The 24486-nt window shown below is 63.7% G+C and carries 19 protein-coding genes and 1 riboswitch; of the genes, 7 read left to right on the top strand and 12 right to left on the bottom strand.

Annotated elements, in window-relative coordinates; all coding sequences use genetic code 11:
- Positions 1-126 precede the first annotated feature (126 nt).
- On the top strand, positions 127-873 hold the full coding sequence (locus tag E8E75_RS13455) for an FCD domain-containing protein (RefSeq protein ID WP_256661000.1): 747 nt from the start codon (positions 127-129) through the stop codon (positions 871-873).
- Positions 874-983: 110 nt separating this feature from the next.
- Positions 984-1742: a cache domain-containing protein gene (locus E8E75_RS13450; protein ID WP_153921236.1), complete on the top strand. Its 759-nt coding sequence runs from the start codon at positions 984-986 to the stop codon at positions 1740-1742.
- Between the two features lie 34 nt (positions 1743-1776).
- On the opposite strand, the gene E8E75_RS13445 is transcribed toward E8E75_RS13450, so the two are convergent.
- The 9 genes from E8E75_RS13445 to E8E75_RS13405 form a co-directional block, all read right to left on the bottom strand.
- Positions 1777-3270, bottom strand: a complete 1494-nt coding sequence (locus E8E75_RS13445) for a sensor domain-containing diguanylate cyclase (RefSeq protein ID WP_153921235.1) — start codon at positions 3268-3270, stop codon at positions 1777-1779.
- A 55-nt stretch (positions 3271-3325) separates the two neighbouring features.
- The gene (locus tag E8E75_RS13440) at positions 3326-4180 is read right to left on the bottom strand and encodes a DUF4824 family protein (protein WP_153921233.1); all 855 of its coding nucleotides are present in this window, start codon (positions 4178-4180) and stop codon (positions 3326-3328) included.
- Positions 4177-5247 carry a DUF2157 domain-containing protein gene (locus E8E75_RS13435; RefSeq protein ID WP_153921231.1) on the bottom strand — a complete coding sequence of 357 codons (1071 nt, stop codon included), beginning with the start codon at positions 5245-5247 and terminating at the stop codon, positions 4177-4179. The genes E8E75_RS13440 and E8E75_RS13435 overlap by 4 nt, the downstream gene beginning before the upstream one ends.
- Before the next feature lie 125 nt (positions 5248-5372).
- Positions 5373-8975, bottom strand: a complete 3603-nt coding sequence (uca, locus tag E8E75_RS13430) for an urea carboxylase (RefSeq protein WP_153921229.1) — start codon at positions 8973-8975, stop codon at positions 5373-5375.
- 220 nt (positions 8976-9195) lie between these two features.
- Positions 9196-9831 (bottom strand): urea amidolyase associated protein UAAP2, encoded by a 636-nt coding sequence (locus tag E8E75_RS13425; protein WP_120652535.1) that lies wholly within the window; start codon positions 9829-9831, stop codon positions 9196-9198.
- Positions 9832-9842: 11 nt separating this feature from the next.
- Complete coding sequence (locus E8E75_RS13420; protein WP_120652534.1) at positions 9843-10571, bottom strand: urea amidolyase associated protein UAAP1; 729 nt, start codon at positions 10569-10571, stop codon at positions 9843-9845.
- A gap of 14 nt (positions 10572-10585) precedes the next feature.
- The gene (locus E8E75_RS13415; RefSeq protein WP_153921226.1) at positions 10586-11383 is read right to left on the bottom strand and encodes an ABC transporter ATP-binding protein; all 798 of its coding nucleotides are present in this window, start codon (positions 11381-11383) and stop codon (positions 10586-10588) included.
- A complete protein-coding gene (locus E8E75_RS13410) occupies positions 11380-12195 on the bottom strand; it encodes an ABC transporter permease (RefSeq protein WP_120652532.1) in 816 nt (271 codons plus the stop codon). Before E8E75_RS13410 ends, E8E75_RS13415 begins: the two co-directional genes overlap by 4 nt.
- A gap of 107 nt (positions 12196-12302) precedes the next feature.
- Positions 12303-13370 carry a putative urea ABC transporter substrate-binding protein gene (locus E8E75_RS13405; protein WP_120652531.1) on the bottom strand — a complete coding sequence of 356 codons (1068 nt, stop codon included), beginning with the start codon at positions 13368-13370 and terminating at the stop codon, positions 12303-12305.
- A gap of 64 nt (positions 13371-13434) precedes the next feature.
- A riboswitch (guanidine-I (ykkC/yxkD leader) is annotated at positions 13435-13534 on the bottom strand.
- A gap of 307 nt (positions 13535-13841) precedes the next feature.
- Here E8E75_RS13405 and E8E75_RS13400 point away from each other — a divergent pair.
- Positions 13842-14405: a hypothetical protein gene (locus E8E75_RS13400; RefSeq protein ID WP_153921224.1), complete on the top strand. Its 564-nt coding sequence runs from the start codon at positions 13842-13844 to the stop codon at positions 14403-14405.
- On the opposite strand, the gene E8E75_RS13395 is transcribed toward E8E75_RS13400, so the two are convergent.
- A complete protein-coding gene (locus E8E75_RS13395; RefSeq protein WP_153921222.1) occupies positions 14402-15304 on the bottom strand; it encodes a LysR family transcriptional regulator in 903 nt (300 codons plus the stop codon). The genes E8E75_RS13400 and E8E75_RS13395 overlap by 4 nt on opposite strands.
- Before the next feature lie 98 nt (positions 15305-15402).
- On the opposite strand from E8E75_RS13395, the gene E8E75_RS13390 reads away from it, so the two are divergent.
- The 4 genes from E8E75_RS13390 (at position 15403) to lapD (ending at position 20345) form a co-directional block, all read left to right on the top strand.
- Complete coding sequence (locus tag E8E75_RS13390; RefSeq protein WP_120652528.1) at positions 15403-17190, top strand: alkyl sulfatase dimerization domain-containing protein; 1788 nt, start codon at positions 15403-15405, stop codon at positions 17188-17190.
- An 84-nt stretch (positions 17191-17274) separates the two neighbouring features.
- Positions 17275-17520 (top strand): DUF1145 domain-containing protein, encoded by a 246-nt coding sequence (locus tag E8E75_RS13385; protein WP_120655251.1) that lies wholly within the window; start codon positions 17275-17277, stop codon positions 17518-17520.
- 207 nt (positions 17521-17727) lie between these two features.
- Entirely contained in the window at positions 17728-18387 is a 660-nt protein-coding gene (gene lapG / locus E8E75_RS13380; RefSeq protein WP_174235582.1) for a cysteine protease LapG, read from the top strand.
- Between the two features lie 8 nt (positions 18388-18395).
- On the top strand, positions 18396-20345 hold the full coding sequence (gene lapD, locus E8E75_RS13375; protein ID WP_120652527.1) for a cyclic di-GMP receptor LapD: 1950 nt from the start codon (positions 18396-18398) through the stop codon (positions 20343-20345).
- A 262-nt stretch (positions 20346-20607) separates the two neighbouring features.
- Here lapD and E8E75_RS13370 read toward each other — a convergent pair whose 3' ends face one another.
- Complete coding sequence (locus E8E75_RS13370; RefSeq protein ID WP_120652526.1) at positions 20608-20958, bottom strand: tryptophan synthase subunit beta; 351 nt, start codon at positions 20956-20958, stop codon at positions 20608-20610.
- Positions 20959-21044: 86 nt separating this feature from the next.
- Positions 21045-24486, bottom strand: a 3442-nt coding sequence (locus E8E75_RS13365; protein WP_280359146.1) for an Ig-like domain-containing protein, incomplete at its 5' end; no start/stop codon positions are given.

Raw genomic sequence — 24486 nt, 5'->3', positions numbered from 1 at the left:
AGATATGAAAATAAATTTTTAATTGCGGCCTGTCCGGCGATGGCCATAATGGCCCGCAGCATCACCCGCCATGGGTGTGACTCACGCACGTGTACCAAGCCAGGGAGGTATTCGGCTTAGCCGCCTATGAACGAGTTGAAGAACGTCCGACCTGCCAATTTCATGCGCCTGCGCCAGGAAGGGCGTACGGAGGAAGTGGCGCGTCGTTTGATCGAGCTGGTCGAACTCGGGTTGTTCAGTGAGGGCGAGCAACTGCCCAGCGAGAGTGACTTGGCCACCCAGTTCGGGGTCGCGACCGTCACGCTGCGCGACGCCCTGGCGAGCTTGCGCGAACGTGGCGTGATCGAGACTCGCCGGGGACGCAATGGTGGCAGCTTCGTCTGTGCACCGCCTGCTACCAAGGACGAGGCGTTGTTCGCTCAGCTCAAGGCCATGAGTGCGCTGGAGTTGCGCGACCTGTGCGATGAGCATGTGGCGATTTCCGGCGCTGCCGCAAGGCTGGCCGCGCAGCGCTCGTCGGCCCAGCACCATGCCCGCCTGGAGGTCTATATCGACGCGCTGCGCCAGGCATCGTCGCGTCAGGAGCAGCGTCGCGCCGACGCGCGCTTCCACCTTGAAGTGGCCGTTGCCGCGCAATCGGTGCGCCTGACCCATGCAGAAATGAACCTGCAGGCCGAACTGGGAGAGTTGTTGTGGCTATCTCCCGATGGCCCTCTCGCTGTCGAAGGCCTGGTGCTGGAACATCGAGCGATCGCCGACGCCATCGTCGCTACTGATGCGAACCTGGCCGGCGCGCTGGCGGAAGCGCATGTGACGCGGGGAATCAAACGCCTGATCAATCTGCGTTTGCAGCTGCTCAGCGCAGAGATCTGAATGGCACGGCACTTGCTCGGGATTTCGCCGGTAATGCGTTGCGACGTGGCGGCAAGCGCGACATGAACTCATCCGAAACTGAATAACAAGAGCCAGACGAGGTCCAGGCTATGTCCCGAGATGTGCAGGTGGATCAGCTCAGCGAGTGTGCAGTTCACATCAATGCTTCGATCGGTAACCTGTTTGCACAGTTGAATCTGCTGGCCGAGGACGTAGTCGCGATCTGGAAGCAATTGCAGGCTGAGGGTCGCAAGCCCACTACCCGGGATCTCTGTGCCTTGCGTCCGGCGATTCAGGCCCGCTTGCAGCAGGAGCGCAGCTGCATTCACGGCACCGGAGTGGTGCTGGAACCGGGCGAGCTGGCTGATCAGGAGATGCACCTGGAGTGGTGGTGCAGAGCTCCGGCGGGCAAGGTCACGCCCATGCTGCTCAACCTCAATCGACGCAGCGAGAGCTTCTACAACTATCAGGGCATGCCTTGGTTTTCCCGGCCTCGGGAGACAGGCCAGCCCTGGGTCGAGGGGCCGTTCGTCGATCTCTATGGCGCCGACCAGTACATCATGGCCTTCTCCGTACCTATCCACGTCGACGGTCGATTCGTGGGGGTGGCGGCTGCGGACATCGCCCTGCACGAGTTCGAGCGAGTACTGCTCGCCGGGCTGATGCGCACGGACAAGGAAGCGCTGATCGTAAACGCCGAAGGCCGAGTAGTGGCCTGCAACACTGCTAACTGGCTGGTGGGCGATATGGCCAGGCAAGTGTTTGCGCGTGACGACAACCGTTCACGGGTCCTGCCGTTAGCGAAGTCATCCGCGCAGTGGTCGTTGATCGAGAGGCCCATCAGCCGCTACATCGAGGGCGCCGCCTGAGGCGGGACCTCCCAGCACGCTCGCGAGCACTGACCTAGAGCACACTGTGGTTGCCTGATGGCTCTACACACACGCAATTGCGCCCCGACTGCTTGGCGCGATACAGGCCCCGGTCAGCGCGGCCGATCAGGCTGTCGAGGGCGTCTTCCGGGTGCATGTCGGCCAGGCCGATGCTGGTGGTCACGTGGAGGTTCACGCCCTTGAACGGGTAGCGCTGGGCGGCTACTTCGAGGCGAACCTTCTCCGCCAACTGGTGGGCCGTGGCGCTACCGGTGTCCTTGAGCAGAATGATGAATTCCTCGCCGCCCCAGCGACAGATGATGTCCGCTTGGCGAAGGCTGTCGCGCAGGTTCTGGGCGAAGCCCTGCAGCACCTGGTCGCCGGCCTGGTGGCCGTAGGTATCGTTGAGCATCTTGAAGTGGTCGAGGTCCAGCAGCAGGGCTGCCAGGGGTTTGCGCTCGCGCCGGGCCTCCTGCAGCGCCTGGCCGGCGAGTAGCTCGAAGCCGCGCCGGTTGGGAAGCCCGGTCAGGCTGTCGGTGGTGGCCAGGGCGGCGATGCTGCGCTGGTAGCGGCGCATCAGGCGGATTACCAGCACCAGGATGATGCTGGTCACGATCAGGCAGATCAGCAGGTTGAGGTAGAGGGTGTTGCGCAGGCCGGTGAGCAGGCCGTCTTCGTGCTTGTCGACGAACAGGTACCAATCCAGTTCGGGAATGTAACGCACGTTCAGGTAATGGTCGCGACCACGTTCGTGATACGCGAACTTGCCGGTCTGCGGTCGCCCCAGCCGGGCCTGCAGTTCCTCAAGCCCCGGTACGTCGGCCAGCGACTGACCGACCCGCGCGCCCAGAGGACCACCATCGGCACCGGTCAGGACGATGCGTCCGGTGGTATCGACGAAATAGACACTGCGGTCGTAGCGGCGCTGGTATTCGTCTATCAGCTTGATCACCGCGTCCACCGTCAGGCCGACGCCGGTGGCGCCAAGGAACTTGCCGTCGTAATCGAACACCTTGTAGTTGATGAAGATGGTCAGCCGGTCCTGGTTGGCCATGTCCACGTCGACATTGATCTCGTACGGCTCCTTCATGTCCCGTACACGGAAGTACCAGATGTCACGCGGCTCCTTAGGGTTCACCTGCTTGAGCACGCCCTTGGTCTGGTAGTAGGTGAGGGTTCGGTCGGAAATGAAGAAGGAGGTGAAGGCACCATAGTGCTCCTGCACTTCACGCAGGTAGCGGGTCATGGGCTCGACATTCTTCTCGCCTTGCATCACCCAGTCACGCACGAAGGTATCGCGGCTCATCATCGAGGAAATCAGGATAGGCCGGACCAGGTCCTTCTGGATTTCCGAATAGACGTTGTCCGAGGTGAGCGGCAACTCGGTGTTGACGATGCTGCTGCGAATGGACTTGAGCGATGCCTGGTAGCTGACCAGCGAGGTGGCCAGGAATCCGCCGCCGAGCAGCAGTACCAGGGCGAGAACCAACAGGCGGTGGCGTTGCTTCGTGACTTCGGGAAACGGCATCGGACTACTTGACCTCAGGCTAGTGGCGCAATGCTAGCGTTCGTCGACGAGATCGTCACGGACGGGTACTTGACGCCAGGCTATCGGCGTCTTCAGGTGTTGCTTGACGACCGCCACGCGGAAACTCCGGGGCCGAATCAATCCAGGGTTCCAGGCGCTGACCGATGCTGAGCCAGAGCCGGAAGCGCGGAGGTACGGCGCCGTTAGGGTCGCGCACTAACTCCTCGTCCAGCGGCTTGCGCCAGGCATGGGGCACGTTGATCTCGGAGATACGCAGGCTGCTGATCTGGCCGGTGAGGCGTCCGTCGCGAACCCATGCACTGACGTTGCCGGGCACGATGGCGTAGCGGCTGCGATCGGGGTAGCGGCCCCGCAGGGCCTCGCGGTCCAGTCCCGCATCCACCGCGAACAGGCGGCTTTCGCGTCTCTCTTCCTGTTCAACATAGTCGCGGGCCGCGCGTTCGGCGTCCTCTCGACGCTTGTCTGCGGGCGCTGCGCGCAGCTCGCTCTCGGCGGTCTGCTGTCGCTGCAGGGCGCGCTCAAGCTCGGCCTTGCGTGCAGGGCCATCGAGCTCGAGCACCACCAGCACCCCGCGATTGCGGTTGTCGAAGCGCATCTGTTCGCGGTCGCCAACCGTGAAGCCAAGTTTCAGCAGCGCGGACTCATCGAGCAGCAGGCGCTCGTAGCGGTCGTCACCCTTCGGGTCGCTGGGGCGTCGCCAGTCCAGGCGTAGGGCCAGGCCGCTGTTCTCGCGCATGGTCCAGTCGAGGGAGCGGCGCAGTTCGCGTTCGGAAAGCAGCAGGCGGCTGTCCGGCTCGCCGCCGCGATTGATCCACACGCCACCCAGGGTAATGGCATTGGTGAGTCCGATCAGCGCCAGGCCGCCCAGCAATGCGGTACGCATTTTCATGCTCGCTGGTCTCCCTTGTGGGCTCGGCGCAGGCGGCCGAGCACCAGTAGAAGCAGCACGGCGACGAGCCCCACGACGAGGAAGAACAGGTACTTCGGCATCACCTCCCACCACCAGTCGAACAGTTTGATGAAGAGGAAGAGCACGAAGAACAGCACGCCGGTGTGCATCACTTCCGGCCAGTCGCGGCGGTTGCCGAGCCAGATAGCCAGCGCGGCGCCAACGAAGCCGACGAGCTGGTAAAGGCTTTCCACAGCATCGCGGGACCAGGGCAGGTAACTGCCGTACGCCCAGTTGGCCAATATCAGCACCGGCACGAACAGGCCGAGCATGCCCATGACCCGGTAGATCGCCGCGAAGCCACTGTAGCGCGCCTGGGAGAAGAGCTGCGGTAGCAGGAAAATCAGCAGTCCAGCGGGCAGCAGGTGTTCCGGACGTTCAGTGCAGTCCAGCCAGTAGAGGCCGCTCCAGCTTGTCAGCCGGGTGGCGATCAGGGCCATGATGCAGCCGAGGCCCGCACCGAGCAGTAGACGAACCTCGCAAGCGTAGGCCAGCAGCAGGGCGTAGGCGGCCCAGGGCAGCAAGGCCTTGTCGCTGGGCGTGATGTTGAAGATCTGACCCAGCATGACCACGTTCAATACGAAGCAGGCGAACGCCAGGACCGCCGTCAATTTGGTGAAGTAAGAGGTCTGGTCACGCTGGCGCAGCAGCAGGGTCAGTAGAAGGCTGCCCAGGGAAAAGCCGACGAGGATGCCTACCTGGGCGGTTTCCGGGAACAGCCCCCAGAACTGGTAGAAGAAGAACAGCAGGCTGGCCGCCAGCGCCAGAGCGCCCAGCAGGGACGCGATGCGCATGCCGAGGGACAGGCGCCGGGCCTGGGCGTCCGGATCTATGTCGAACGTGTCGCGGTAGTTCGCCAGCAACTGGCGATGGTGTTCGCCGAGGCGGTCGATCTGTTCGGGGGAGAGCAGCAGCACCTGCTCATCGTGCAGGCGTTCGACTTCCCGGCAGAAGGCCTGGATATCGTCGGCGCGGTGTTGTGCCTGGTCGCGGCTGAGCGGCGGCATTGCGGGTCCTTTTGCGTGCGGTGCCGCTTGAACTCTAGGTGTGCGGATGGGGGCCGGCAATGAGCACTGCATATATCTGTAGGGGCGAATGAATTCGCCCCTACAGATAAAACATCCCGGTGGCCTCAGGCCTCCTCCATCACCACCACCCGTTGCCCGGCGCGTACCGGCGAACCCGGCTGCACCCGCACTTCACGCACCACGCCGTCGCGGGGAGCGATGAGGGGGATTTCCATCTTCATGGATTCGAGGATCACCAGGATGTCCCCGGCCTTCACGCTGGCGCCTTCTTCCACCTGCACCTGCCAGAGGTTGCCGGCGATATGACTTTCCACCGCGTGCTGGCCGGCGCTCAATGGGGTGTCTTCACCCAGGTCGGCGGCGATCTCCTCGCTGTCGAAATGGGCCTGCCCGGAAGCGATCCAGCGCTCCCGCTCGGCATTGAAGGCAGCCTGCTGCTGGCTGCGGAAGGCGGCGATGCCCTCGGCCTCGCGTGCGAGGAACGCCTGATAGTCGGCCAGGCAAAGCTCGCTCTCCTCGATGCGCAGTGGATAGCGGCCGAGGGGGAAGTCGCGGCGAATCTTCAGCAGTTCTTCGGCTGAGACGGGGTAGAAGCGGATCTGGTCGAAGAATCGCAGCAGCCAGGGCTTGCCATCGAAGGCTTCGACGTCGCGGTAGCGGTTCCACATCTGCAGGGTGCGGCCGACGAACTGGTAGCCGCCGGGGCCTTCCATGCCATAGACGCACATGTAGGCGCCGCCGATACCCACCGAGTTCTCGGCGGTCCAGGTGCGCGCCGGGTTGTACTTGGTGGTCACCAGGCGGTGGCGCGGGTCCAGCGGCGTGGCCACCGGGGCACCGAGGTAGACGTCGCCCAGGCCCATCACCAGGTAACTGGCATCGAACACGGTGCGCTGCACTTCATCCAGGTTCGGCAGGTCGTTGATGCGGCGGATGAACTCCAGGTTGCTCGGGCACCAGGGCGCATCCTTGCGCACGGTGGTCATGTACTTCTCGATGGCCAGTTGGCAGGCCGGGTCGTCCCAGGAAAGCGGCAAATGGACGATGCGCGACGGCACTTTCAGGTCGCCGGCGGCACAGACGCCATCCCAGAGTCCGGCGATGGTCTGCAGCAGCGTATCCAGGGGCAGCGTTTCCGGCTGGTAGTGGACCTGCAGGGAACGGATTCCCGGTGTCAGGTCGATCACGCCATCCAGGGTACGGGCCTCCAGTGCCTGCATCAGCGCATGGGCGCGGAAGCGCAGCACCAGGTCCAGCTCCGGCGCGCCGATCTCCAGCAGCAGGTGGGTGTCACCGGAGAGACGGGCGACCAGACGTTTGTCGGACTGGCCGAGGTCGAGCACGATCGGTGAGCTTGTAGGAGCGAGCTTGCTCGCGAATTCGACGCTGGGATGTTCGCGAGCAAGCTCGCTCCTACGCAGCAGTGTCCGAGCCAGTTCACGTGCCTGCGCGATGCTCACCGCCACGAACCTTACCTTGTCCCCGGCCTTCAACTGCCCGAGCTGCCAGAGGTCCGCTTCGATAATCGTCACCGGGCAGACGAAGCCGCCCAGGCTGGGGCCGTCCGGGCCAAGGATCACTGGCATGTCGCCGGTGAAATCCACCGCGCCGATGGCATAGGGATTGTCGTGAATGTTGGAAGGATGCAGGCCGGCTTCGCCGCCGCTCTCGCGCACCCATTCGGGCTTCGGCCCGATCAGGCGCACGCCGGTGCGGCTGGAGTTGAAGTGCACTTCCCAGTCGGTGGCGAAGAAGGTGTCGATGTAGGCCGGGGTGAAGTACTCCGGGGCTCCGTGGGGGCCGTAGATCACCCGCAGCGTGCGCACCTCGGGCAGTTCAGTGTGCAGTTCCAGCGTCTGGCCAGCGCTGTGGTCAGCTAGCTGCGGGAGGTGCAGGACATCGCCGGCACGCAGGGCGCGGCCGCCGTGGCCGCCGAACTGGCCGAGGGTGAAGGTGCTTTTGCTGCCGAGATAATCCGGCACTTGCAGGCCACCGCGTACGCAGAGGTAGCTGCGCGCCCCGGCTCCGGCGATCGTGCCAAGCGCAAGGGTGGCGCCGGCTGGCACGAACAAGGCGGTGTCCATCGGCTGCGGCTGGCCGTCGAGGGTCAGCGGAATCGGCGCGCCGGTGACTGCCACCACGGCGTCGGTATTGAAGCGCAGGGTTGGGCCGCTCATGGTGACTTCCAGCCCGGCCTCGCCCTCGGCGTTACCCAGAAGACGATTGCCCAGGCGCAAGGCGCGACTGTCCATGGGGCCGGACGGCGGCACACCTACCGCCCAGTAACCGAGTCGGCCGGGGTAGTCCTGCACCGTGGTCTGGGTGCCGGCGCCGAGCACTTCGAAGGTGTTCGCGCGATAGCTGAGCCCGTCCAGGCAACGGGTCCAGGGCGAGCCGCTGGCAAAGGGCGCATCAGCCAGGATCTGCCGCAGGAAACTGCGGTTGGATTCCACGCCGTAGAGCGTAGTGTCGGCCAGCGCCTGGTCCAGCTCGTTGCTGGCTTGCTCTCGGCTCGGCGCCCAGCTGATGAGCTTGGCGATCATCGGGTCGAAGTAGGGGGGGATTTCGCAACCCGCCTCCACCCAGGTGTCGATGCGCAGGCGCTTGCCATCGGCCTTGGGGAAGGCGACTGCGGTGAGCAGACCGGGGCAGGGCTGGAAATCGCGGCCAGGGTCTTCGGCATAGAGCCGAGCCTGGATGGCATGCCCGCTCGGGGCGAGGCTCGCCACTAGGTCGGCCAGGGGCGGCAGGGTGCCGGCGGCCAGCTCGATCATCCAGCGAACCAGGTCGACGCCCCAGACCTGTTCGGTGACACCGTGTTCCACCTGCAGGCGGGTGTTCACTTCGAGGAAGTAGAAGCGCTCGGCCTCGCTGTCGTAGACGAACTCCACGGTACCGGCACTGCGGTAGCTAACCGCCTTGGCCAGCTTGATAGCGGCGGCGCATAGCTCGTCAGCCATGCCGGCGGGCAGGTTGGGTGCGGGGGTTTCTTCCAGCACCTTCTGGTTGCGACGTTGCACCGAGCAGTCGCGCACGCCCAGGGCGATAACCTCGCCGCGGCCGTCGCCGAATACCTGTACTTCCAGATGGCGTGCGCGCTGGATGTACTTCTCGATGAACACGCCGGAGTCGCTGAAGTTGTTCTGCCCGAGTCGCTTCACGGCCTCGAAGGCCTCGCTCAACTCTGTGGCCGAGCGGCATACGCGCATGCCGATGCCTCCGCCGCCGGCCGTGCTTTTCAGCATCACCGGGTAACCCACCTGTTCGCCGGCGGCGAGGGCCGCGGTGAGGTCTTCCAGCAGTTCGGTGCCTTCGAGCATCGGCACGTCGTGCTGTTTGGCCAGGGCGCGGGCCGTGTGCTTGAGGCCGAACACGCGCAGCTGCTCAGGCGTCGGGCCGACGAAGGCGATGCCGGCGGCCTCGCAGGCTTCGGCGAAGGCGGCGTTTTCGGAGAGGAAGCCGTAGCCGGGGTGGATGGCCTGGGCACCACTGCTGCGTGCGGCCGCGAGGATCTTGTCGACCACCAGATAGGTGTTGGCGGCCGGACCGTCGCCCAGGCTGATCGCCTGGTCTGCCTGCTGGATATGCAGGCTGGCGGCGTCGGCTTCGGAATACACGGCCACGCCACGGACGTCGAGCTGGCGCAGGGTACGCAGGATGCGGCAGGCGATGGCACCGCGGTTGGCGATCAGGAGTTTGTCGAACATTGCAGAACCCTCGAAAGGGGTGACGGGCCGTCCCGTCTTATTCGTCTGCACCACGGTCGTCCGTGGCTGGAATTTCGGTGTCGTCCGTAGGAGCGAGCTCTACTCGCGAAAGGCTTCGCCAGCAGAGCTGGCTCCTACTGGTCCGGCTTCGAAGTGGGGGAATTCAGGCACTGCCCCGACCGGCTCTGGCAGATCAGGAACAGCCAGGCGCGCAGGCGTTTCAGTCCCATACCAGCACCTCGGCGGGAGTGGGGTTGTAGGCGTTGCAGGGGTTGTTCAGCTGAGGGCAGTTGGAGATCAGCACGATGATGTCCATGTGCGCCTTGAGCTCGACGTACTTGCCAGCGGCGGAGATGCCGTCCTCGAAGGTCAGGCCGCCTTCCGGGGTGACCGGTACGTTCATGAAGAAGTTGATGTTGGCGCTGATGTCGCGCTTGGTGAGGCGGCCGTCGTGCAGGCTGGCGCGCAGGAAGTTATCGCGGCAGCTGTGCATGTAGCGCTTGTCCAGGGCGTAGCGCACGGTGTTGCTTTCCTGGGCGCAGGCGCCGCCGAGGGTGTCGTGGCGGCCGCAGGTGTCGGCGGTGAGAGTCAGCATCGGGTTGCCGAGGTTGGAATAGAGCACGCTGCCGGCGCTGAGGTAGACGCGGTTCTGCCTACGAAGGGTGCGCTGCACGTCGTAACGCTCGCGTGGGTTGCGTGCGCTGTAGAAGAGGGTGTCCACCGCCTGGTTGCCTTCCAGGTCCAGCAGGCGAACGGTCTGACCGGCCTTCACTTCGGTCATGAAGGGTTCGCCGGCGGCAATGACGGCGCGGTACACGGCAGCTTCGGAATGTTTTTCGCTGTGGGTCAGGTGCATGTCGGTGGCCCTCAGATGTACAGGCGTTCGGTGTTGTGGAAGCCGCGACCGTTCTCCGGGCGCGAGGTGCGGCAGAGCAGGGTGATGCCGTCGCTTTGTACTTGCTGCCAGGTGAGTTGCACCGGCTTGGGTGCGTATTCCGGAGCAGGGTCCATGGGGTGCTGCAGGGCGGTGAGCACCACCAGCGTGTCCATGGGCGCGTAGAGCTCGATGTAGTCACCGGCCTTGGAGTTGCCCGGCTGGAAGTGGAAGCAGCCGTCGCTGTCCACGGTGACCTTGCTGAACAGATTCAGGCACATCAGCAGGTCCTGCAGGTTCAGGTCCCACTTGCCCATCTCCACCAGCAGGTTATCCACACCGTTACGGAAGAAGCCGTTGCGCAACTCCTGGTAACGCCCGGCACCGTACTTTTCCTTCACTTCATCCGCGTTGAGCACGCCGCCGAAGCTGTCGTGCCAGCCGCAGGTGTCAGCGGTGATGGCGGCCAGTACCCGACCCATGTCGGAGTAGAGGCAGTGGCCGGCGGTGAGCTTGGCGGTGTGTTGGCACTTGAGGCTGTCTGGCAGGTTGAGGCGCTCGCTCTTCTCGGAGGCGTTGAGCAGCAACAGGCTGACGTTGGCGCCGCCTTCGATATCGGTGATGCGTAGTTGCTGGCCACGCTTGAGTACGAAGGAGGTGTGGCCGCCACCGGGGACGGTTTCTTCATAGAGGGTCGGGCTCAGGGCCAGGGATGCGGTCATGGGCAGGCTCCTTGTCAGTGGGCGATGGCGGGCTGCAGGGCGGAGGTGACTCGCTCCGGCAGGGCCTCGACCGCCGCACGGGCGGCACGGCGGTCGCTGTTAAGGGGAATGTCGTAGGTCACGCGCGCGCCGAAGGCGTAGGGGGCGTGTGGGTCCTGGCGCACCTTGTCGAAAACCAGCAACCGGGTGCCCAGGCTGAAGCCTTCAGAGAGGTCGTGGGTGACCATGAATACGGTCAGCCGGGTTTCGTTCCAGAGTCCGAGCAACAGCTCGTGCATGTCCTTGCGGATGCCTGGGTCGAGGGCGCCGAAGGGCTCGTCCAGCAGCAGCACGCGGGGTTTCATGATCAGCGCCTGTGCTATGGCCAGGCGTTGTTGCATGCCGCCGGAAAGTTGGCTGGGGTACTTGTCCAAGGCATGACTCAGACCGACCTTGGCGAGGATCGCGGCGGCCTCCTCGCGGGCGGCGCGCTTGGCGCCGCCGAACAGCCGGCCGAGCAGGGGCGAGCGAGGCAGTTCCAGGCCGAGGGCGACGTTGTCCAGCACACTCAGGTGGGGGAACACCGAATAGCGCTGGAACACAACGCCGCGGCTGGCATCGGGCTCGGCGGCCAGCGGTTTACCGTCGAGCAGGATGCTGCCGCGGCTGGGCGTTTCCTGGCCCAGCAGCATGCGCAGGAAGGTGGATTTGCCGCAGCCGGAAGCGCCGACCAAGGTGCAGAACTCGCCTTCATTCACCGACAGGTCGAGGTTCTCCAGCACGACCTGGTCGTCGTACTCCTGCCAGACATTGCGGACGCTGATGAAACTCATGCCTTGGCTCCTTCGTACCAGGGGAAGGCCAGCCGGGTCAGCTGGCGCAGGCCCAGGTCCATCAGCCAGGCGAGGAAGGTGATCCACACCACGTAGGGGAGGATCACGTCCATGGCCAGGTAGCGGCGGACCAGGAAAATGCGGTAGCCCAGGCCATCGGTGGAGGCGATGGCTTCGGCGGCAATCAGGAACAGCCAGGCCGAGCCCAGCACCAGGCGCAGGGAGATGAGCAGGCGCGGCATCAGTTGCGGCAGCACCACCCGCAGGATCAGCGTCCAGGTGTTGGCACCGAGCGTCTGTGCCTTGATCAGCAGTTCACGGGGGATTTCCCGCGCGCGCTGCTCCAGGTCGCGGGCGATGCAGGGGGCCACGCCGATGACGATCAGCATCACCTTGGACAGCTCGCCCAGGCCGAAGACGATGAACAGGATCGGCAGGATCGCCAGTGGCGGAATCATCGACAGCACCGTCAACAGGGGCGACAAGGGGGCACCGAACAGCGGCAGGGTGCCGGCGGCGATGCCCAGTGCCAGGCCCAGCAGCGCGGCGATGGACAGCCCCAGCGCCAGGCGTTTCAGGCTTGAGGCGGAGTCCTTCCAGAACAGGTAGTCGCCGCTGCGCTTGTCTTCGGTGAACGCCAGGCGTTCCACGGCGTCGGCCATCTGTGCCGCGCTGGGGAGCAGCTTGTCGTTGGGATTCTCCGTGAGCCGGGCCGCCGAGCCTGTGAAGTAGGCGAACAGCAGCAGGGCGAACGGCAGCAGGACCAGGATCAGGCGTCCGGCGCGGTCCGGTTGGCGGTTGATCAGGCGCATGGCGGTTACTCGGTTCGGAGAGGCGGCGTAGGTTGGTCCGGGGTACGAGGTCCAACATTGCGGTGTTGGTCTTCGCTCAGCGCCAACCTACGGACGAGGACCGGAGGTCAGAGCTTGCCGTCGGCAGCCATCTGCACGTAGGTCGGGTCGAAGCGCAGTTTCACGTTGCCCTTGTCACCGGTGACCACGCCCTTGGCGAAGCTCATGCCGACGGCGCTGGCATCCTTGGCGCCTTCGCCCAGCAGGCCGTGGTGGAAACTGAAACTGGCCACCTTGTCCATGGTGGCCGGCAGTTTCGGGCTGGTGACGAAGGCCAGCGCATCGGCCGGGGTGTGGAACAGGCGGGTGGCGTCCAGTTGCGCCTGGTAACCGGCAAGGTCGGTACCGGAGGCCTTGGCCATGTGCTCCAGGGCAGCGGCACTTTCTGCATTACCGGCCTTCATCAGGGCGACGATCTCGAACCAGGCGCCGGTGAGTGCCTTGCCCAGGGCCGGGTTGTCCTTCAGGGTCTCGGTGTTCACCACCATCATGTCCATGATCTCGCCGGGCACCTTGCTGGAGTCGAACACCAGGCTGGTGTCAGGCTTGGCCTTGATGTCGGCGAGCATTGGGTTCCAGGTGGTCACGGCCTGGACCTCGGCGGTGTCGAAGGCGGCGGCGATGTCGGCGTCGGAGGTGTTCACCACTTGCACGTCTTTCTCGGAAAGGTCGGCGCGCTCCAGGGCGCGGGCCAGCAGGTAGTGGGACACGGACAATTCCACCAGGTTGATGGGCATGTCCTTGAGGTCGGCCAGGGTCTTGCCTTCGCCCTTCACCACGACGCCATCGTTGCCGTTGGAGAAGTCGCCGACGATCAGCGCGGTGCTATCCACGCCACCAGCGGCGGGAATGGTCAGGGCATCCATGTTGGTCATGGTGCAGCCGTCGAACTGGCCAGCTGTGTACTGGTTGATGGATTCGACGTAGTCGTTGAGCTGGGTGACCTTGATTTCGATGCCGTACTTCTTCGCCCACTTGTCGACGATGCCTTTGGTGGCGCCGTACTCCCAGGGCATCCAGCCGGCGTAGATGGTCCAGCAGACGTTGAAGCTGTCTTTCTGGGCGGCGGAGGTGTTGAAGCTGAGGGCGGCGGCGAGACCGGCAACGGCGAGGGCGAACAGACGAGACTTGCGCATGGAGGACCTCCAGTTCGGTTTAGGGCGGGCGGAGCTGCGCGGCACTTCCCTGTAAAGGGGCGCGTTCTCCCGGGCTTTTGTCCCGCCGTGTAACCTCGCTGGAGGTCGCCAGCTCTCGGACCAGTCATCCGCTTTCGCGGACCGGAACCCTAGCCAGCCATTGCATATTGTGGTGCCGCGAACCCGGTCGCCCGAGTAGCTCCTGCACGACATTGCCAAAGCGAAGGGCGTGCCAAGATTGCGCAACGCGTCTGGCACGGGGCTTATGGGAATTCGCGTGTCGTTCCAGGCCAGGCGGGGTGCCCGCTGATGGGGCGTGCGGCGTCAACTTGGTGCGCGGCAACAACTGGTAAAGGATTTTTCCGACAGGCAGCGCAGGCTGTTCTGTAGGACCGGTTGTCCAACGCAGTGGGAGCAATCCCAGGCGCCGACATCTGTCTGCGTCGCCCCTCGCGGTCGAAGGAGGCCGCCATGTCCTACCGATCATTCTTCCTTGCCGTACTGACCCTGACCCTGGGCGGCTGTGCCGTCTATGACTACGACAACGACTACTACGGTCGCCGCTACTACGGCGACGACGACTACCGTGTGCACCGTTACTACCACGACTCACCAAGGACGACATACCGCATCGTCGATCAGCGTTACGACGATGGTTACTACGAGCGCCGCTATTACGACCGCCGCAACTACGATGGCCGCAAGTACGACGGCCGCAAGGACTACTACAAGTCCGACAAGCACCGTTACGACAAGCGCTATTACGACGACCGCAAGTACCGTAACGACCGGCGCTACTACCAGCAGCCCCGGGACAATTTCCAGGAACGTCGTCACGACTACACCCCGCGGCTGCAGACCTGGGGCCGCAATGACCGCCAGCCGGGCTATCGTCCGCCGACCAATCATCAGAACGACTATCGGCGGAACAATTACCGCCAGCAGTACCGGGTGCAGCCGGGCTACGAAGCACGCCCGCACAACAATCCCCGCTACAACAACCGCGGTAACTGGTCGATGGAGAACCGGCGCTAGCCGGAAGGAAAGCGGCTGTCCTCTTCCAGCAAGAGATCACGCATTGCCCGCGCAGCCGGAGACAGGCTGCGCGCGGCATGACTGACCACGCCGTAGGCCGATAGGGTCCTGGTGCTGGCAAGGGGCTCCAGCACGGCCAGTCGACCAGCCATCACGTCTTCGGCGACCACATCCCAAGGCGCCATGCTGACCACGTCGCTGTCGGCGACTACCGCCTTCAGCACCATGAAGTTGTCGCACTCGATGCCCAGCGGTTTTTCGTTGCCCGCGAGCTCGCCGATTGCCCGCGCCACTTCCATCGGCAGTTGCGTACCGGCCAGTGCATAGCGGGCCAGGTCGGTCAGCCGCACCTGATCCTGCTCGAGCAGTGGATGGTCGGGGCGGCAGAAAAGGGTGCCGGGATGGCGGCGCAGGGGAATGATGTCCAGCAGGGGATCGCCGTCGAACTCGCGGATGTCGGCGACGAACATCTCGATGGCGTCATCCAGCAGTTGGCGGCGCAAGCGGTGCCAGTTTTCCAGGCTGAGCTGCACTCGCACCCCCGGATGCTGGCTGGCGAACCGTCCCAGGGCGCGTGGCACGAGGCGTGCGGCGGGGTAGGGGCCTGCACCCAGATGCAACTCGCCGCTGTCGAGGTTTTCCAGTTGGGCCACGGCGCTGTGCAGCGCACGGCTGCCGTCCAGCAGTCTTCGGGCATGCTCCAGCACCAATCGGCCATGGGCGGTCAGGCTGATCTGCCTTGGCCCTCGGTCCAGCAGGCTGCATCCCAGGTTCGCCTCCAGTGCCTGGATGCTACGGCTGAGTGCTGGCTGGCTGAGATTGACCGCTTCTGCCGCACGGGCGAAATGGCCGTATTCGGCAAGGGCAACGAAATGGCGAAGCTGTCGAAGGTCGTTCATGCGCGCTGTGCATCAATTATTGAAGAAGAATGCATTGGAATTATTAGCAGGCCCCTGCCAGCCTGTCTCGGCCTATAACAACAATCCCCGAGCGAACCATGCGCATCTCCACCCGATTCAGCGGCCTGCTCCTGGCTGCCGCACTGCCCCTGGGCGCCGACGCTGCACTGCCGGAAGAGTCCATTCAGCCCAGCATCAACGCCGAGCTGGCCGAGCACACCAGGCACTTCAACGAGAAGGTCTACAAGATCGCCGACAACGTGTACTCGGCGGTGGGCTGGAACCTGGCCAACAGCGTGATGATCGATGCTCCCGAAGGCCTGATCATCGTCGACACGGGCGAGTCGGCCGAGCAGTCGCGCAAGGTCCTGGCGGAGTTCCGCAAGATCAGCGAAAAGCCCATCAAGGCCATCGTCTATACCCACTTCCATCCCGACCACATCAACGGTGTGAAAGGCTTCGTCAGTGAAGAGCAGGTGAAGAGTGGTGAGGTGCAGATCTATGCCCAGGAAACCCTGCTGGAGAACGTGGTCACCCAGGGTGCGCTGGTCGGCCCCATTCTCGGTATGCGCTCGGGTTACAGCTTCGGTGCCGCTCTGCCGGACAGCGACAAGAAGGATATGAACGCCGGGCTCGGCCCGCTGGCACATGAGGGCAAATCCACCTTCATCGCGCCCACCATCACCTTCAAGGACAAGCTCGACACCACCATCGCCGGACTGCCGGTGCAGTTCCTCCACGTACCCAGCGAAGCACCGGACGAAATCGTGCTGTTCCTGCCGCAGAACCGCGTGCTGATCAGCGCCGAGGTGACGCAGGGACCGACCCTGCCGAACATCCATACCCTGCGTGGTACCAAGTTCCGCGATCCGGTGGTGTGGGTGAACAGCCTCGACAAACTGCGCGCCTACCAGGCCGACTTCATGGTTCCGCTGCACGGCCAGCCGGTGTCCGGCAAGGACAAGGTGGAAGAGGTGCTGCGTATGACCCGCGACGCCATCGCCTATGTCCATGACCAGACCGTGCGCTGGATGAACAAGGGCCTGACGCCCGACGAGCTGGTGGAGAAGGTCAAGCTGCCGCCTTACCTGGCGGGCTACACGCCCTACCTACGCGAGTACTACGGCACCGTGAAGCACAGCGTGCGGCAGATCTATCAGGGCTACCTGGGCTGGTTCCAAGGCGACCCGGTGGACCTCGACCCGATTCCACCGGTGGAGAAGTCCAAGCGCCTGGTCGCCCTGATGGGTGGCCGCGAGAAGGTATTGATGGCGGCTGGCGAGGCCTATCTCAAGGGTGACTACCAATGGGCCGCCGAGCTGGCGAGCCACGCGATCCACATCGATCACGACGACCAACTGGCCCGCGAGATCAAGGCGCGCAGCTTCCGTCGCATGGGTTACGCCAGCATGAACATCAACTGGCGCAACTGGTACCTGATGAGCGCCATGGAACTGGAAGGCAAACTGGACGGCGACGCTGCACTTCAATTGTCCCAGGGCATGCGCAACGCCTTCCTGTCCGACGACATGCTGAAGAACCTGCCGGCGCGCATCTTCCTGCAGAACTGGGTGACCCGAATCGATCCGGAAAAGAGCGCCGACGTGAACCTGACCCTGGGCTTCGTGTTCCCCGACATCAAGGAAGAGTGGGCGCTGGAAGTGCGCCGTGGCGTAGCCGAGTTGCACAAAGGCATCCCCGAAGGCACCACGCTCAAGCTGACCTTCGACAAGACCTATCTCGATACCGTCATCAGCGGCCAGAACAGCCTGCTCAAAGGGGCCGTACTGGGGGATGTGAAGGTGGATGGCAACCTGATGGACATCAAGACCTTCCTCGGTTGCTTCGACTTCGAGGAAGCCCCCATCGCCCTCACTGTGCGTTGAGTGACCGCGCCAACCGAAAGTGCGGAGAGCCGCAAGGCACCAGGCGGCACACTGGCCGCCTGGTCCGCAAACTTCGGAGGCACCATGCACCTGTCATCCTTCCTCAAGGGCGCCCTGGCCATGTTCTGGCTGGTGGCGCTGCTCAATGTGATCTATCCCTTTGGCGAACCCTTGCACCGGCCATTGCTGCTGGCGGCGGGTCTGGTGCTGTTGGCCCATGTAGGCGAGGCGGCGCTGTTCAATCGCAAGCTGAAGGCACGTCCCTTCCCTTGGCTGGAACGGCTGCAGGTTCTGCTGTTCGGCTTCCTGCATCTGCGCGGTCTGCGCTGAATCCACCGACGAGGTTCGACAGGTAGGGTGCGCTGTGCGCACCCTACGCGCTGTCGTCTGCTGTGTGGCGGCAGAATGCCATTGTTTTTTTCAGGGCCAGCCCGCACCATTCGCGCCGTGTTCCATGGGGCCCCGATGGCCTCCTAGACGGGATGGTGGATGTTCCAAGGTTGCGTTCAGGCCTGGCGTACGCGCAGGGGGTGGCGGATGCCGGCCCTGGTCGCGGCGTTGCTGCCAGCGCTGCTGGCTGGAGCGTTGCGGGCGGACTGGGATTTCACCCTGATCAGCCAGCGTGCCGAATCCCTCTATGGCCCCCTCGGCCCCGGCAAGCAACGGATAGACGACTGGCAGGCCATGCTCGGGCGCCTCTCCGGCGTCGACGAAAAGAAGCAACTGGAAGAAGTGAACCGCTTCTTCAACGCCAAGCTGCGCTTTCGTGATGACCGCGAACTCTGGGGTGAAACCGATTACTGGGCGACGCCCGTGCAAGCCTTGCGTATAGGTGCCGGCGATTGCGAAGACTTCGCCATCGCCAAGTACTTCAGCCTGCGTCAACTCGGTGTGCCCAGCGAGAAGTTGCGTATCACCTACGTCAAGGCCCTGCGGCTGAACCAGGCGCACATGGTGCTGACCTATTACGCCACGCCCGATGCCATGCCGCTGGTGCTGGACAACCTGGTGGGCGTCATTCGTCCCGCCAGTCAACGCGCCGACTTGTTGCCGGTCTACGCCTTCAACGCCGAAGGCCTCTGGCTTGCCGGCAAAGGCAGCGGCAAGCAGGTGGGCGACGCCAAGCGCCTTTCGCGCTGGCAGGAATTGCTCAAGAAGATGAAGGCCGAAGGCTTCCCCGTAGAACCGGCCCGATAGGAGTCGAGATGTCTCTGTTCAAACAGTTGTTGATCGCCATCTGCCTGTTCCTGGTCGTCGCCTTCAGCGGCAGCTTCATGGTCGGCCTGGAGAGTTCGAGAGAGCAGTACGTCAACCAATTGCGCTCTCACGCCCAGGATGCGGCGACTGCCCTCGGCCTGTCGCTGACCCCGCATATAGACGACCCGGCGATGGTCGAACTGATGGTCAGCTCCATCTTCGACAGTGGCTATTACGAGAGCATCCGGGTGATTGACCTGGAAAGCGGCAAGGTCCTGGTGGAGCGTACCGGCGTGCCCGATGCCGTGGGCGCCCAGGTGCCGCAGTGGTTCGTCGACCTGATCGGCCTGCGCTCGGCTGGTGGCGACGCCATCGTCAGCCGTGGCTGGCAGCAGGCCGCACGGGTGGAAGTGCAGAGCCACCCTCTGTTCGCGCTGTCCCGGCTCTGGCAGAGCGCATTGGGCAGCCTCGGCTGGTTACTGGTTTGCGGGCTGGTCAGTGCCGGCCTCGGCGCCTTCCTCCTGCGCCGCCAGCTCAAACCGCTGGATTACATGGTCGAACAGTCCCACGCCATTTCGCGCCGCGAGTTCCTCAGCCTGCCGGAGCTTCCGCGCACCCCTGAGTTGCGTCGCGTGGTACAGGCGATGAACCAGATGGTGGAGAAGCTCAAGGCACTGTTTCAGGAACAGGCCGAACGCAGCGAGCGCCTGCGCGACGAGGCCTACCGCGACAACCTCACCGGCCTGGCCAACCGCCGCTATTTCGAGATGCAGTTGCAGGCGCGCCTTAGCGCCGAGGACCACGCCAGTGCGGGTTACCTGTTCCTGTTGCGGGTGCATGACCTGGCCGGCCTGAACCAGCGTCTGGGTGGCCAGCGCACCGACCAGTTGCTGTTGGCGGTGGCCGAGCTGTTGACCCAGGTGGCGGCGGGGCAGGGCGCCGGCCGGTTGGTTGCGCGCAGTCGGGGCGGCGATTTCGCCCTGCTGTTGCCCGGTCTGGTGGCGGAAGAAGCCGAGCAGCTGGCGCAACGCCTGGATGCCGGGCTGGCCAATCTGGTGACCACGGGCTCGGCCGATGCGTTGCCCGTTGCCCATATGGGACTGGTGCCGTTCAACCCGGGTGAAGCGCTGTCCGACCTGCTGCGCCTGGCCGACGAAGCCCTGGCCAAGGCGGAAAGCCAGACCGACCGGACCTGGGCGACGCTGACTCAGGGCGAAGCGCCCAGCGTGGGTGATGAACGCCACGCCTGGCACCAGATGCTGGATCACGCCCTCAGCCAGCGGCAGCTGCAGCTCTATTTCCAACCAGTGGTGGACAGTCGTGATCGTGCGCGGGTGTTGCATTACAAGGTGTTGTCACGCCTGCGCGACGAGCACGGTGGGAACATTCCGGCCGGACGTTTCCTGCCCTGGCTGCAGCGCTTCGGCTGGATGGCGCGCCTCGATCTGCTGATGCTGGAGCTGGTGCTGCAGCAGATGGCCAGCCATGGCGAAACCCTGGCGCTCAACCTTTCCGGCGCATTGCTGCGCGAGCCACAGGCGCTGGACAAGGCCTTCGAGCTGCTGCGCAAGCACGCCCAACTGGGGCCGCGCCTGGTGCTGGAGCTGGGAGAGGATCAGCTGCCCGAGCAGGCCACGCTGGAGCAACTCACCCGACGCCTGCGCGAGCTGGGCTTCAGCCTCAGCCTGCAGCACTTCGGCGGCCGCTTCAGCATGATCGGCAACCTGGCCCGCCTGGGTCTGGCCTACCTGAAAGTGGACGGCAGCTACATTCGGGCCATCGACCTGGAAGCCGACAAGCGTCTGTTCATCGAGGCCATGCAGCGTGCAGCGCATAGCATCGACCTGCCGTTGATTGCCGAGCGCGTGGAAACCGAAGGGGAACTGGAGGTGTTGCGGGCGATGGGTATCCAGGGCGTGCAGGGTCAACTGTTCGGTGCGCCGGCGCCCTGGCGTTGACGGTGGGTTGAGTTCAGGAGGATGTTCGTCGGGTCGAATTCGAGCCTGGGGCGCTGCGTCCCCAGGACGTCATCTACAACCAGAATGCTCCGAGTGCCAGGATGAACCTGGCGTTTCCGTAGGAGCGAGCTTGCTCGCGAAAGGCCGGACTCAGGAGCTTCGCGAGCAAGACCGCTCCTACAAGAACGGTGCTGCGTGGAGCGTGCGGGGATTTCGCGAATGAATTCGCTCCCACGAAGAGCGGGTAGTCGTGCGGTCCGGCTCAGATCAGTCCGGAGCCCAGCTCGTCGTCTTCTTCGACGATCAGCCGAGAAATGCCGCCAAGGGCCTCACGCGCCTGGTTCCGGCTGAGCAGCTTGGATTGTGCGGCTGGTGGCAGGTCGGTGATGCGGATCACGCCCTTGGCCATCAGCACTGTGATCAGGTCGTCGAGTACCCGGATCATGTCCAGGTCGCTCTGTTTCAGCTGCAGCAGGCTGCTTTGCATTGCCAGGTTGGCGTACCAGGCCTGGATCTCCTGGTCGTCGGCCGGCAGGCTGCCGGTCATCTCATCGAATGCCGCGGCCTCGACGCGAACCAGGCTTCCTTCTTCGTCGCGCTGGATATAGAGCATGGCGAGTCTCCCTTCAGGAATGCCGCGAGCATGAGGGCAGATGCCCCCGGTCCGCAACCACCTGGGTGGCTGCGGACCGGAGAACATCAGTTCTGGTCCACCTTGATGGTCGGATCAGCACCCGCGATCAGGGAGTTGATGGACGAACCACTGAGCTGGGCTGCGGCGCCCTCGAGGGTGATGGACAGGTCGGCGTGGCTGGCGACAGTGCCTCCGGCGTCGTTCAGATGGCCGTCCTTGCTGACCAGCAGTGTGGCGTTGCCGGTGCCGGCATCGACGATCAGCTTGAGGAAGTTGTCGATGGTGGCGCTGGTTTCCCCTTGCAGCAGATCGCTGAGGTTGAGCTTGTCGCCCTCGCTCATCTTGAAGTCCTTCACCACATCCAGGTCCGGACTGCCTGTGCTGCCCGCGTCGCCGGCCTTCCAGACGAAGGTGTCGGCGCCCGCACCGCCCCACAGGGTGTCACTGCCCTTGCCGCCGGTGAGGGTATCGTCGCCGACGCCGCCAATCAGATTGTTAGCTCCGGCGCCGCCCCCCAGGGCAGTCCCAGCAGAGCCTGCCTGGACGGTGTTGTCCGAGTCGAAGGTGATCTGTAGGGGGTGGCTGGCTGTGCTGTCATGGTCTCCGTCCGTTGCCTTGACGCCCAGCGTAATCCGCTGGTCGTAGGCGTCGGTCTGTCCGGTGAGAGAGTCGATGATCAGCTTGTACGAGGTGCCGGAGCCCGCACCGAATTTGATGGTGCTGAACTCGAACTGGCCACTGTTGAGCTTGCTGGCGTCAATCGTGAAGGTGGTTGTGCCACTGGACACACCATTCAGCGTGCCAGCGCCAACGAGGGTGCCGGACGCGTTATAGGCCGACCAGGTGAGGGACTCGTTGTTGCCTAACTTGTCGGTGGTCAGTGTGACAGACGTCAAGTCAGTCGTCTGATTGGTGCTCTTGTCGATGAAAGTGAAGCTGAGCAGGTCACCCGTATCGATCGATTGGCCGCTACCGACCCCGAAACTGTTGTTGCTGGTGTTCACCGTGTCAGCTACGCCGTTGACCGTAGCCGAGGCTTGAAGCGAGAACCTGCTATTGGTGCCCAAGTCGTAGAGACCCGAATTTCCGCCCGAGAGATTGAAGTTGCTGAGTATCGAGGAGGGCGAGTCCAGATCGACGAAGTTGGTGACCTTGTATTGGCCACTGATTGGGTCTGCAGTAATCCTGAATACCTCTGTTCCATTGGTCGCCACGGCGCTCACGGAATTGGTCCCAGTAACGTAATGCAGCTTGCTGCCCTGGTAAGTCAGATAGCTGGAAGTACTGATCTCGTTACCGTTCTTGTCCATAGTGGTACTGAGGATGTATCCGCTGCTGTCGACGGATACACCGGTGGTTGTGCTGAATTGAATCGATGCGCCATTGGCGTCGGCGCCAATCGACAGATTGAGTTCACCAATGGCTGTGGCACTGGACGAGTCGAGAAGGATGCTTTGCATTGGGGGCGCCATGACTGGCGCATCGTCTTCGACGTCGATCTGCAAGGTTCCGCTGGACGAACTCACGCCGTCGCTGGCAGCCACCGCCACTGTAAAACCACGCACATCCTCCGCATTCGCCACCGCATGATCCAGCTGGCCGAGCAATGTAACGGTATAGGCGCCCGAGCTGGTGATACTGATGGTCATGATCGTCTGGCCACCAGCTGTAGCACTCAACATAGACGTACCACTGCCGGACCACACAAGGGGAACCCCATTCGAGGTCAGGGCAATGGTTGGCGCCGTCAGCGTTACATTCAAACTTGGCCCGTCGATGTCGCTGATAGCGAAGGTGCCGTTCACGACCAGTGCATTGGTTGAGTCAGTCGGTGACCCAGTAGTGTCCGGCAAGCCGCTGGACAGCCCCTCTTCAGATACGGTTGCGGTTCCGCTAGTGGTACCGAATACCGGTGCATCGTTCGTCGTGTTGACGGTTATGGTGCCGGTAGCCGGAGTGGCATCTGTCAGGCTGTTGTTGTCGGTAGCGGTGTACTGGAAGGTGTTGGTGCCGTTCCAGTCAGCATTGGGTTTGAAGTAAATGGTTGCACCGTTGCCGGTGGCCGCGATGACGCTGGCGAGGGTCAGCGGGTTGGTGGCGGCGGCATCGCTGTAGAAGGTGCCGTTGGCCGGCAGCGAGTTCAGCTTGAAGCTGGCGACGGTGCCGTCGACGTCCGAACCGCTGAGGTTGACGGCGATGACGGTGTCTTCATTGCCCGTGGCGCTGGTGATGCTGGTTTCCGGTGCATCGTTCACCGGATTGACGGTGATGGTGCCATTTGCCGGAGTAGCATCCTCCAGGCTGTTGTTGTCGGTAGCGGTGTACTGGAAGGTGTTGGTGCCGTTCCAGTGTGCGTTGGGTTTGAAGTAAATGGTTGCACCGTTGCCGGTGGCTGCGATGACGCTGGCGATGGTCAGCGGGATGGTCGCAGCGGCATCGCTGTAGAAGGTGCCGTTGGCCGGCAGCGAGGTCAGCTTGAAGCTGGCGACGGTGCCGTCGACGTCGGAACCGCTGAGGTTGACGGCGATGACGGTGTCTTCATTACCGGTCGCAGTGACGGCGTTGGTTTCTGGCGCGTCGTTTACCGGAGTCACGGTGATATCCAGCGTGGAGCTGCTGCCGGTATTGGTGACGTAGGTGACCTGCGGTACCGAGCCGTTCCAGTTCTGCGCCGGGGTGAAGGTGTAGTCACCGTTGCTGCCAAGGGTGAAGGTGCCCACGTTGGCGATGGTGGCGGACTGGCCAGCGGTGAAGCTGCCGGTGACGCCCGCGACGCTGAAGCTGGCGACAGTGAGGGTGTTGTCCACATCGCTGTCATTACCCAGCACGTTGCCGGTGGCCGGATTGTCCTCGGCCACGGTGTTGGTGTCGGGCACCATGACCGACGCGTCGTCCACCGGCGTCACGGTGATATCCAGAGTCGAGCTGCTGCCGGTATTGGTGACGTAGGTAAGCTGCGGCACCGAACCGTTCCAGTTCTGCGCCGGGGTGAAGATGTAGTCACCGTTGCTGCCAAGGGTGAAGGTACCGACGTTGACGATGATGGCGGACTGGCCAGCAGTGAAGCTGCCGGTGACGCCCGCGACGCTGAAGCTGGCGACAGTCAGGACGTTGTCCACATCGCTGTCGTTACCCAGCACGTTGCCGGTGGCCGGGTTGTCTTCGGCCACGCTGTTGGTGTCGGGCGTCAGGACCGAGGCGTCGTTCACCGGAATGACGTTGCCGAAGCTCAGTTCGGCGGTATCGGTGGCGGTACCGTCGGTGACGGTATAGGTCGCGGTCGGTACCGGGCCGTTGTAGTTCAGTGCCGGGGTGAAGGTGAAGCTGCCGTTGGCGTTGATCACCAAGGTGCCGACACCGGTAAGAGTGGCAGTCTGGCCAGCCAGGTAGGTACTGCCCCCGACCTCGAACTGGGTGACTGTCAGGGTGTCGTTGTCGATATCGCTGTCGTTGGTCAGGACATTGCCGGTGGCCGGGGTGTCCTCGGTTACCGCGATCGGACCGTCG

It is taken from the genome of Pseudomonas sp. BN606, from assembly GCF_029873115.1.
GTDB lineage: Bacteria > Pseudomonadota > Gammaproteobacteria > Pseudomonadales > Pseudomonadaceae > Metapseudomonas.
Note: the sequence above shows the minus strand (reverse complement) of the source record. Positions and strands in the feature narration are given on the sequence as shown.